At 70.6% G+C, this 10614-nt stretch carries 9 protein-coding genes and 1 pseudogene; 9 read left to right on the forward strand and 1 reads right to left on the reverse strand.

What is annotated here, in order from left to right; genetic code table 11:
• Nucleotides 1-174 precede the first annotated feature (174 nt).
• The 9 genes and pseudogenes from LCE31_RS09030 (at nucleotide 175) to LCE31_RS41170 (ending at nucleotide 9683) form a co-directional block, all read left to right on the forward strand.
• Nucleotides 175-1032: an ABC transporter ATP-binding protein gene (locus LCE31_RS09030; protein WP_225013526.1), complete on the forward strand. Its 858-nt coding sequence runs from the start codon at nucleotides 175-177 to the stop codon at nucleotides 1030-1032.
• The gene (locus LCE31_RS09035; protein ID WP_225013527.1) at nucleotides 1029-1871 is read left to right on the forward strand and encodes an ABC transporter permease; all 843 of its coding nucleotides are present in this window, start codon (nucleotides 1029-1031) and stop codon (nucleotides 1869-1871) included. Before LCE31_RS09030 ends, LCE31_RS09035 begins: the two co-directional genes overlap by 4 nt.
• Nucleotides 1872-2001: 130 nt before the next feature.
• Entirely contained in the window at nucleotides 2002-2826 is an 825-nt protein-coding gene (locus tag LCE31_RS09040) for an NAD(P)-dependent oxidoreductase (protein ID WP_225013529.1), read from the forward strand.
• Nucleotides 2827-2985: 159 nt separating this feature from the next.
• Nucleotides 2986-3744: an SDR family NAD(P)-dependent oxidoreductase gene (locus tag LCE31_RS09045; protein WP_225013530.1), complete on the forward strand. Its 759-nt coding sequence runs from the start codon at nucleotides 2986-2988 to the stop codon at nucleotides 3742-3744.
• A gap of 231 nt (nucleotides 3745-3975) precedes the next feature.
• Nucleotides 3976-6090: a hydantoinase/oxoprolinase family protein gene (locus LCE31_RS09050; RefSeq protein ID WP_225013532.1), complete on the forward strand. Its 2115-nt coding sequence runs from the start codon at nucleotides 3976-3978 to the stop codon at nucleotides 6088-6090.
• Nucleotides 6087-7883: a hydantoinase B/oxoprolinase family protein gene (locus LCE31_RS09055; protein WP_225013534.1), complete on the forward strand. Its 1797-nt coding sequence runs from the start codon at nucleotides 6087-6089 to the stop codon at nucleotides 7881-7883. The genes LCE31_RS09050 and LCE31_RS09055 overlap by 4 nt, the downstream gene beginning before the upstream one ends.
• A gap of 692 nt (nucleotides 7884-8575) precedes the next feature.
• Nucleotides 8576-8764 (forward strand): annotated as a pseudogene (locus LCE31_RS41165) (hypothetical protein); the annotation flags it as partial.
• A gap of 364 nt (nucleotides 8765-9128) precedes the next feature.
• Nucleotides 9129-9305, forward strand: a complete 177-nt coding sequence (locus LCE31_RS09060; RefSeq protein WP_225013536.1) for a hypothetical protein — start codon at nucleotides 9129-9131, stop codon at nucleotides 9303-9305.
• A gap of 111 nt (nucleotides 9306-9416) precedes the next feature.
• A complete protein-coding gene (locus LCE31_RS41170) occupies nucleotides 9417-9683 on the forward strand; it encodes a hypothetical protein (protein WP_374118443.1) in 267 nt (88 codons plus the stop codon).
• A gap of 327 nt (nucleotides 9684-10010) precedes the next feature.
• Here LCE31_RS41170 and LCE31_RS09070 read toward each other — a convergent pair whose 3' ends face one another.
• A complete protein-coding gene (locus LCE31_RS09070; RefSeq protein ID WP_225013537.1) occupies nucleotides 10011-10274 on the reverse strand; it encodes a hypothetical protein in 264 nt (87 codons plus the stop codon).
• Nucleotides 10275-10614: the final 340 nt, after the last annotated feature.

Here is a 10614-nt window from a genome sequence, read left to right on the forward strand (position 1 = left end):
CTCCGCCCCTGACCGGGACCGAGGACCGGAGAGCCGGGCCGGAAGCCGAGGACCCGAACCGGACGAAGGACTTGGGCCGGGACCCGGACCGACGCCTCGCGCCTCCGCCGCGTCGCCGTCCTGTGCCGGCGCCCCGTCATCCCGGCCTGCCACCAACGCGAACAGGTGATCCGCATGCAGAGGCAAAAGGAAGGGCCCGGACCGAAGGGCACCACCACAACGGCGCCGGACCCGGCTCCGGAGGACCACGCGGTCCGCTTCGACAAGGTGTCCCTGATGTTCCGCAGCCGCCGGAGTTCCACCCCGGTGGAGGCACTGCACGAGGTGTCGTTCGATGTGAAGGAGCGCGAGTTCTGCGCGATCGTGGGGCCCAGCGGCTGCGGCAAGAGCACCCTGCTCAATCTGGTGGCGGGGCTCACCCCGCCGTCGCACGGGCAGGTCACGGTGCACGGACGGCCGGTCGCGGGGCTGGTCCCCGACATTGGCTATGTGACCCAGGACTCCAACCTGCTGCCCTGGCTCACGGTGGACGAGAACATCCGGCTGCCACTGCAGATCCGGAAGACACCGTCGCAGGAGCAGGACAGGCTCGTCGACCAGTGGATCGAGCTGGTGGGCCTCGGCCAGTTCCGCACCAGCTACCCGCACCAGTTGTCGGGCGGCATGCAGAAACGGTGCTCCATCGCCCGCACTTTGGTGTACGACCCGCCGATCCTGCTCATGGACGAGCCTTTCGGAGCCCTCGACGCCATGACGAAGGCCGTCATGCAGGACACACTGCTGGACATCTGGGACAGGCACCAGAAGACGGTCCTGTTCGTGACACACGACCTCTCCGAGGCACTCACCCTGGCCGACCGGGTGATCGTGATGAGCCGGCGGCCCGGCCGGGTGAAGGCGTCGGCACCGGTGGGGATACCACGCCCCCGCGACGCGTTCCACATCTCGGAGTCGCGCGAGTTCGCCGAGCAACACCGCGTCCTGTGGGACATGTTCGCCGCCGAGATCTCGATGGGAGGACCCTCGAAGTGAGCACTCGGACAGCTTTGGCCTCCGCGGAGGACACCGCCGCGCTCTCCGCCCCGCCCGACGACGAGAGCCGGGAGCGCTCGGGACCCGCCTGGAGCACCTGGGCCCTGCGCGTCCTGGTGTTCGCGGTGGTCCTCGCACTGTGGCAGCTGGCGGACGTCCGGCTGGTGCCCGACTACCTGATCAGCAGCCCCGTGCACGTGGCGAAGACACTCTGGGAGTACGCCACGGGGGTGCAGCCCGGCCTCTGGACGGACATCCGTGTCACCGCCGAGGAACTGGTCCTCGGCTACGCCGTGGGGGTCGTCGGCGGGCTCGTCGTCGGGCTCGGCCTCGGGTACTGGCGCCTCGGCGCCGCCGTACTGAGCCCCCTGATCGCGGCCGTCAACGGCATCCCGAAGATCGCCCTCGCCCCGCTCTTCCTCATCTGGTTCGGCATCGGCGTCCAGTCGAAGATCGCCATCGCCGCCATGACGGTGTTCTTCGTGATGTTCTACAACACCTACATGGGTGTGCGGACCATGCCCGACAACCTCGTCAACGTGTTGCGTGTGATGGGCGCCCGACGGGCCACGGTCATCCGCAAGGTGACCCTGCCGCAGATCAGCGTCCCGGTGCTGTCCGGCATGAAGTCCTCGGTGTCGTTCGCCATGATCGGTGTGATCGTCGGCGAGTTCATCGCCTCGCAGGACGGGGTCGGCTACCTCATCAACACCGCCACGCAGAACTTCGACTCGGCGACGGTGTTCGCCGGCATCGTCGTGCTCATGTTGATGATCGCGATCGGCATGCTGCTCGTGGGCATGCTCGAACAGTGGGCCCTGCGCTGGCAGCGCGACTGATCCGGCCCATCAGACCGGACGGCGAGGACCGTGCCGTCCCCGGCGCGCCCCACAGGACGCGCCCTCCCGGATTCGCCGCGACGGTCAGCCCCCGCGAATCCCGTTCCCCCGGCATTAGGAGAGATTCCGCATGGCTTCACAACAGACGACGGTCGGACTGCTGGGCGCGGGCCGGATGGGCCTGCCCATCATCGGCCACCTGGTCGACCACGGCTTCACCGTGCTGGTGCACGACATCGATCCGGGCAAGGACGCCGCGGTGACCGAGCGCGGGGCGCGCTTCGTCCGCACCACGCGCGAGATCGCCCAGGACTGCGACACGGTGATGGTCTGCGTCGGCTACGAGGAGCAGCTGAGGGAGATCATGCTCGGCACGGACGGCATGCTCGGCGCGCTGCGGGAGGGCGCCGTGGTGGCCGTGCTGAGCACGGTGTCGCCCGAGGTCATGAGCGGCCTGGCCGAGGCGGCCCAGAAGCACGGGGTGCATGTCGTGGACGCCCCTGTGTGCCGGGGCTCGTGGGCCGCGGACGCCGGCGAACTGCTCTCCCTGCTGGGCGGCACCGAGGAGGCGACGGCGAAGTTCACCGGTGTCGCGGACGCCTACTCCGCGGACGTCGTCAGGATCGGTGACATCGGCGCCGGGCAGGTCGCGAAGGCGGTCAACAACCTCATCCTGTGGGCCTGCCTGGTCGCCGACCACGAGGGGCTCGCCCTGGCCCACCGGCACGGCGTCGACATCGACACACTCCGCGAGGCCCTGAAGATGTCCAGCGCCGCCAACCACGCACTCGACAACTGGAACAACCAGACGATGGCCTGGGCCGAGGACGACATGAAGATCGTCTCCGAGATGGCCACAGCCAAGGGCATCGGCCTGCCGCAGGCCGCCGTCAACCGCGAGGTCTGCCGCGTGCTCAAGCCGCGCCGCTACGACCTGAGCCGGTACGGCGCGTGAGCGGCCCGGCCACCGTGCGGGGCCGCGTGGCTCCCCGCGGGACCGGCCGGAACGCGGGCGGGCCCCGCCCGGCCGGTGGCGGGAGCCGCCGCGTACAGAGGCCGGGCGCGGTGTCCCGCACGCGGCACGAAGGACAATCCACAACGGAGGAGAACTGACATGTCGTCCCAACTGGAGGGCAGGCGGGCCGTGGTCACGGGGGCCGGCCGGAACGTCGGCGCCGCCATCGCCGCCCGTTTCGCCCGCGAGGGCGCCCGGGTGGCCGTCGCGGACCTCGACGGGGAGGCCGCGGCGCGGGTCGCCAAGGACCTGAACGAGCAGTACCCGGGAAGTGCCGTGCCCGTCACGGCCGATGTCTCTTCGGCGGCCGACGTGACCAGGCTGGTCGACACGGCGTGGGCCGAGCTCGGCCACATCGACACACTGGTCAACTGCGTCGCCATCACCGACCGGCCGACCACGGTGCTCGACCTCGCGGACGACGTGTGGCGCAAGGTGCTCGACGTGTCGCTCACCTCCGCGTTCCTGACCACGAAGTACGTCGCCAAGAAGATGGTGGCGGAGGGGCGCGGCGGTGTCGTCGTGCACATCGGCTCCACGTCGGGTCAGTTCGCGCGGAAGAACGCGCTCGCCTATCCGACGGCGAAGGCCGCCCTCTACGCGCTCGTCCGCTCGCTCGCGGTCCAACTCGGTCCGCACCACATCCGTGTGAACACGGTCAGCCCCAACAAGGTGGGCTCGCCCGTCGGTTCCGACGTCGAGCCGGAGAACCGCGAGCGCCGCAACCTCGTGGGACGCGCGTGCACCCCCGAGGACATCGCCGGTGCGGTCGCGTTCATGGCCGGTGCCGAGGCCGGCTTCATCACCGGTACGGATCTCCTGGTCGACGGCGGCGCCCTCATCTCCACGGGCGACTGAGGCCCGGGGGCCGGCCGGCCTCGTCGTGCGTCCGGCCGCTCCCGGGGGCGACCGGTCCGCCGACCGGCTGCCGGTGGGACCGCTGCCCGGCGGCCCCACCGGCCCCGTCCCCTTCCCTGGATTTCCCTGGATTTCCCTCCGATGTCCCTCGTCTTCTCCCGATGTCCCACCGCTTCCCTCAGCTGAACGAACGGGGTGTCGACCTCCCCCCAGAAAGCAGGTACGCGGCTCATGTCCGAGCGTCCCCCGTCCTACCGCGTGGCGACCGACACCGGCGGCACGTTCACCGACTTCGTCGTCTTCGACGAGTCCGACGGCACCTACCGCATCATGAAAGTCCCCTCCAGCCCGCTCCAGCCGGACCAGGCCCTGCTCACCGGGCTGACGACACTGGCGGAACAGGGGGTACCGTCGGACGCGATCTCCGTCTTCACCCACGGCACGACCGTCGGGACCAACGCGCTGCTGGAGGAGCGGGGCGCCCGGGTCGGGCTGGCCGTCACCCGGGGGTTCCGCGGGGTCTACGAGGCGATGGAGCAGTCCCGCCCCTTCGGCCCCTCCGTGTTCGACCTCGGATACACCAAGCCCGCGCTGCTCGCGGCGGAGAGCGACACCGTCGAGGTGACGGAGCGTCTCGCCGCGTCCGGCGCCGTGCTGGAGCCGGTCTCCGACGAGGAGGTGGCCGAGGCGGTGCGCCGCTTCAGCGAGAGCGGAGTGGAGTCGGTCGCCGTCAGCCTCCTGTTCTCGTTCCTGAACGACGAACACGAACAGCGCCTCGCCGACGCACTGCGCAAGGCCGATCCGAACCTCTGGGTGACGACGTCGAGCGAGCTGCTGCCGCAGATGAGGGAGTACGTCCGCCTGAGCACGACGGTGATCAACGCCTATGTCTCCCCTGTGGTCGGCCGCTACGTCGGCAGGCTCTCCGCCGCGCTGGAGCGGCTGGGCGTCGCCCCCGGCCGCAGGTTCACCATGCAGAGCAACGGCGGCTCCGTGCCCTTCGACCGGACGCCGGACCGGGGTGTCGCCACCATCCTGTCGGGCCCCGCGGGAGGGGTGACGGCCTCCGTGGCGATCAGCCGGGCGGTCGGTATCGAGGACCTCATCACCTTCGACATGGGCGGCACGAGCTGCGACGTCGCCCTCGTCCAGGGCGGTGAGCCGACGGTCTCCGATCAGAACACACTGGAGGGCCGGCACATCGCCGTACCGATGCTGGACATCAACACCGTCAGCGCGGGCGGTGGCACGGTGGCCGTCGTCGACCCGCACGGCTCCCTGCACGTCGGCCCGCGCAGCGCGGGAGCCGTGCCGGGGCCCGCCGCGTACGGCAAGGGCGGGCAGACGGCGACCGTCACGGACGCGAACGTCGTCCTCGGCTATCTCAACCCGGTGTCCCTGCTGGACGGCGACCTCGCGGTCGACGCCGCCGCGGCGGAGCGCGTGGTGGCCGAGGTGGCGGCCCCGCTCGGGGTCGACACCGTCCGGGCGGCCGACGGCATCGTGCGTATCGTCAACGTCAAGATGGGGCAGGCGATCCGGTCCATCTCCACCGAACGCGGCTTCGACCTGCGGGACTTCACCCTGGTCGCCTTCGGCGGGGCGGGCCCCCTGCACGCCAGCCAGATCGCCCTCGACCTGGGTATCCCCCGTGTCCTCGTACCCCCGTCGCCCGGCGCGACCTCGGCGCTCGGCCTGCTGATGTCGGACGTCAAGCACGACCTCGTCCGCAGCCGGCTGACCGACGTGTCGGAGCTCCGGGCACAGGACGCCAACAGCCTCTTCGAGCAGATGCACCTGGCCGCGTCGAAGCAGCTCGCGCAGGAGGGCTTCTCCGAGGACAGCACGTCCTACCGCTACTTCCTCGACATGCGCTACAGCGGACAGGGCTACGAGAACCCGGTGCCGGTGCGGACGGTGCCGCTGACCGAGGAGGACCTCACCGGCTACCGGCGGGACTTCGACGCGATCCACGAGCAGTGCCACGGACACGCGGCCCCCGACCAGTCGGTGGAGGTCGTCAACTACCGGGTCCAGGCCATCGGTCTCGTACCGCCCGTGTCCCTGCCCACGGTCCCGCCCGCCGAAGGGCCGGTGACCGGGGCCGTGACCGGCTCGCGCCCCGCGTACTTCCCCGACACCGCGGGCGGCACCGGGTCGTATGTGCCGACGCCGGTCTACGCCAGGGCGAAGCTCGGCGCCGGCCACCGTGTCACGGGACCCGCGGTCGTCGAGCAGTACGACTCCACCGTCGTCGTCTTCCCGGAGCAGTGGGCCGAGGTGGACCACTACGGCAACCTCCTGATCACCAAAGTCCCGTCGGCAGAAGAGAGGTCGAGCAGGTGAGCGAAGAGACCACGGCAGGGCGTCCCGGCCGTACAGCGACGGCGGAGGCCGACGCCATCACCGTCGAGGTGATCCGGCAGAGCCTCATCGGGGTGGTGCAGGAGATGCAGAACTCGCTCTTCTGCACCGGCTATTCGACCATCATCCGGGAGTCGAAGGACGCGAGCTGCGCCATCACCGACCTCAGCGGCCGGGTCGTCGCGCAGTACACGGTGCTTCCGCTGCACCTCGGCGCCTTCCCGGAGACCATCGAGAACGTCCTCGCCGCCTATCCGGTGGAGGAGATGCGCGACGGCGACGCCTTCCTCGTCAACCACCCCTACTACGGCGGCAGTCCGCATGCCACCGACATGGCGGTGGTGGCACCGATCGTGGTGGAGGGCGAGGTCTTCGGCTTCAGCGGCAGCATCGCCCACAAGTCCGACATCGGCGGGCTCGTCCCCGGCACCAACTCCAGCCAGGCCAGGGAGATCTACCACGAGGGGCTGATGGTCCCTCCCGTACGCTACTACCGCGCGTTCTCGCCCTCGCCCGAGGTGGAGACGCTCCTGCGGGCCAACAGCCGCACTCCCCACCTGGTGCTGGGCGACCTGCGCGGCCAGGTCGGGGCGACCCATCTCGCCGCCGACCGGGTGCGTGCGCTGTGCGCCAAGTACGGCAGGAGCACACTGCACACCGCTTCCGAGCGGCTGCTCGACCTCACGGAAGCGCGCATCAGGGCCGCCGTTGCCCAGTGGCCGGACGGCCGGTACACCGGCCAACGGCTCATGCACTCCGAGGGGATGGCCGACGGGCAGCCGGTGGCGATCCGGGTCGCGGTCACGATCGAGGGCGACCGTATCGACTTCGACTTCACCGGCTCCGACGACCAGATGACCGGCCCCTACAACATCCGCCCGCCGCTGGTGCGGGCGGTGTGCTCCTACGCGCTCAAGTGCCTCATCGACCCGGAACTGCCGTCCAACTCGGGCTTCTTCCAGGCGATCACGGCGTCGTTCCGGTCCGGCTCACTCCTCGACCCACTGCCGCCCGCTCCGGTCAACACGTACATGCCCGTCGCGGTGGCGTCCGCGGAGGCCCTGTTCGACGCGTTCGGCAAGGCCCTCGCGAACGGCCGGATCGCCGAGAGCAGCAGCGGCACCAACGGCACCTTCTCGTACCGGATTCCCGGCCTCTCCTCACCGAAGGTCCAGTACGAACTGCCGGCCGGGGCCATGGGGGCCCGCTGGAACAAGGACGGTGTGTCCGCGTCCAAGGTCCACGTCGCCAACGGCAGCCTCACCCCCGTCGAGGTGCTGGAGACGGAGTTCCCGGTACGCCTCGAACGCTTCGAGCTGGTCACCGACTCCGGCGGGCCGGGACGCCACCGGGGCGGCCTCGGCTACCTGCGCGAGTACCGCGTGCTGGCGCCCGCCCGGTTCACCACCCGCAACGGCCGCGAACTCACCCCGCCCGCCGGCAAGGACGGCGGCCTCCCCGGCCGGCCGTCCGTGCTCACCGTCAATCCGGGCACCGACCGCGAGGCCGCGATCAGTGTGGAGAGCGGCAGTGTGACGCTCGGGCCCGGCGACATCGTCCGGGTCTCCCAGGCGGGCGGCGGCGGATACGGCGACCCCCGCACCCGCCCCGTTGAGCAGGTACTCCGCGACGTCCGGGAGGGGTACGTCTCCGCCGGGTCGGCCCGGACCCACTACGGCGTCGCAATCGTGGAGGGCGCGACGGGAGTGTGGACGGCCGACGAGACGGAGACCGGGCGGCTCAGGGCGGCGGCACACGAGGAGCGCGAGAGCTGATCCCCGGACGGGCCGGGCCCTGAGGTGTCGCGGCCCGGCCGGGCCGTCCGGAGAGGCCCGCGAGTGGCCCCGGCTCCGGCCACCGTGTCACTGAGCCTGCGCTCGTACCAGCGCGCCGGCCCGACCAACGATCAAGGGCCGGTCTCGGATTTCTCCGAAACCGGCCCTGACATGCGACTGTCTCCAGTCGGGACGACAGGATTTGAACCTGCGCCCCCTTGACCCCCAGGAGTGAGGGTCATAGGTATTACCTGCACATATCAGGCAGAACTAGGGTGCAGGACGTGCGTTCCCGAGCGTATTGTTCAGAGTCGCGAGCACCGTGTGGTCCCCAACCGGTCCCCAGGGCACCGGTGACAGCGCGGGTATCTGGCACGCCCTACCGCAGACGGACGGGATCACCCACTGGTGGTGGCGCGCCTTCGGCGGGCTGCTCGCCATCCGGGCGTCGCATCCGCAGTCCCCGGCTCCCCTTCCTCGACCCACACGGTCACCGGGCTCCCCTCGTTCCAACCTCCGAAACCTCAAGCCAAGCCATACGGCCTGCCGTACGACGCGTGGGCCCACCGCCCCCACCCACGGCCTTCAGCTCACCACCGCCGGCACCAGTCCGACCTGAACACCGAAGCAGACATTTCCAGAAGGACGGTGACGCGTCATGACGCACCCCGTGCGCGTACCCGGCGGACGTAGACCGCGAGGACGTCCTCCTAGGGAAACTAACGGCCCGTGGACTCTCTCTATCAACCGGCGCTGGAGTGCTGCCGTACGCGACCTGGGCCGCGGCCAAAAGTGTGGTGCCCCTGCCTCTGTTCCCGCTCGTCGCGCTTCCGGTCGCCACCACGGCTACGGGACTCGCGCTGGGCAGCAGGGACGGGTTGTCGCTGGACCGGCTCGATCGCCGGCCTGGCTCGAACAGCGCGCCCGCCAGAGGGGCCCGCATGCCGACGGGGTCGCACGGAGGCTTCCGTGATCACGAACCGGACCATCCTCGCCGGCATCGGCAAGGTCGAGACCGACCACGGGCGCTCCACTCTTCCCGGGGTACACAGCGGCGCCGGAGCCAAGGGCCCGCCCTGTGCCATTCCTGCCGGCCGCCTTCGAGGCGGTCACCGCTTGCCACTACTTGCCACCAGCAGGCTCCACCCCGCCCTCCCCCTACAACCCGCACGACGCCATCTACACAGCCGCCGGCCGCAAGAAGATCGGCACTGAAGAGGTCTCTGGAGAGCCGGTCACGGGCTCGTGGCAGCGGCTGGTCCTCGCCAACCCCAAAGTGCCACACGGCTGGTCGACAAGACGGCGTACTCGTTGTGTGTCCTGGAGCACCGGCACCGCTCGCTGCGCCGGGCGGACGTGTACGCCAAGGACAGCGACCGCTGGGGCGACCCCCGGGCCAAGTCGCTGGCCGGGGACAGGTGACAGCCTCCGAGCCGAAGGTCCTCACCGTGCTCGGCCTGGAGAACGAACCGGCCGTGAGTGTGTCCGGGCCCGGAGCGCCCGCGAGGCGGGAAACCGGATATCTGGTGCGGCATGAACACGGGGCGGATGAGCCAGCAGGCCGGGGACGGCGTCGAAGACACCGTCGAGGGCGACGACAGCTGCGAGGCGCCGCTCATGGGCTGCCGCGCGGCGCGCCAGGTGGCCGCCGGGCTGGCGCCGAGCAGCGCGATGCGGGCGTGGGACGATGCCTGGGTTCCGGGTGAGGCCCTGCGGCCCCACCACGGGATCGCGTACCCGTCCTGCTCGACGCCGTCGTGTGCTTCACACTCGACAACCGGCGCCTCTCACTGGCCTTGAACGAGGACCTGGGCTACAGAGGACCTGGACTACAAGAGAGCTGACGGCGGACAACAACGCGAAGAAGGCTGAACCGGCCTAGGACGTGGCGGCCTTCCGCAACCACATCGGCGCGGTCCTGAATCATCGGCATGGCCGATTCGTCAGTTGGTGCGCGCGATCTCGTGTCGCACCCGCGAGGGTGAGTCCGCCGCACGGCCCTGTCCGCGTCGGGCCCCTGACCGCGTTGTCCCGCCGTCGCCGTGCCACGCGTCCCGTGCCCCGCGGTGCGCGCCTGTCGGCTCATCACCAGCCCTGGCGCGGGACGGAGAGCGGCATACGTCGGCCTCATGGGCGCGAGGGTTGCCGGTCGAGTACCCGCAGTCCGTCGACGGACCGCACGATCAGCGCCACGCCGAGGAGGCCCACGAGGACCTCGATCGCGCTCTGGAACGAGAAGTCGTACGCGACCAGGAAGAAGACGCTCTGCGCCGCCAGCACCACACCGGCTGCCAGCGCCAGCCAACCGGACGCCTTGTTGCGCGGGACGAACCGCCACCACGGTCCTCCAGCGGGACGCCCCACCTCGTGCCCCGGCCCAGCAGTACTCATCGCTACCTCCCGCGTGTGAACTCATCCTGCCTATACGGTCCTTGTGCTCTCCGATCCCGAAGTCACACGCCTCGCGGGGCACTCGCTCCGCCCGCCGCTCCCAGCGCCCGCACGCGCGAGGCCGCCGGGGCCCGCGAGCCCGGACAGCGGCGCAGCCAAGAAAGCGCCCCGGACGAGGTGGTCGGGACGCCAACGAGCGGGGCGGCGGGGACCGACCCGCGACCGCGTCCGGACGCCCCCCATCGCCGTCCCCACCCCCAGCTACGAGGGACACGCGGGTATCCCCAGTACCCGGAACGACGCGGCCCGCCTCGACCAGGACTCCCGCGCTCTTCCTGCC

Source organism: Streptomyces sp. 8L (genome assembly GCF_020176795.1).
GTDB lineage: Bacteria > Actinomycetota > Actinomycetes > Streptomycetales > Streptomycetaceae > Streptomyces.

Bases quoted from the DNA above. Each gene is read 5' to 3' on its own strand.
- LCE31_RS09030 (WP_225013526.1), top strand. From the start codon at position 175: ATGCAGAGGCAAAAGGAAGGGCCCGGACCGAAGGGCACCACCACAACG.
- LCE31_RS09040 (WP_225013529.1), top strand. From the start codon at position 2,002: ATGGCTTCACAACAGACGACGGTCGGACTGCTGGGCGCGGGCCGGATG.
- LCE31_RS09045 (WP_225013530.1), top strand. From the start codon at position 2,986: ATGTCGTCCCAACTGGAGGGCAGGCGGGCCGTGGTCACGGGGGCCGGC.
- LCE31_RS09050 (WP_225013532.1), top strand. From the start codon at position 3,976: ATGTCCGAGCGTCCCCCGTCCTACCGCGTGGCGACCGACACCGGCGGC.
- LCE31_RS41170 (WP_374118443.1), top strand. From the start codon at position 9,417: ATGAACACGGGGCGGATGAGCCAGCAGGCCGGGGACGGCGTCGAAGAC.
- LCE31_RS09070 (WP_225013537.1), bottom strand. From the start codon at position 10,274: ATGAGTACTGCTGGGCCGGGGCACGAGGTGGGGCGTCCCGCTGGAGGA.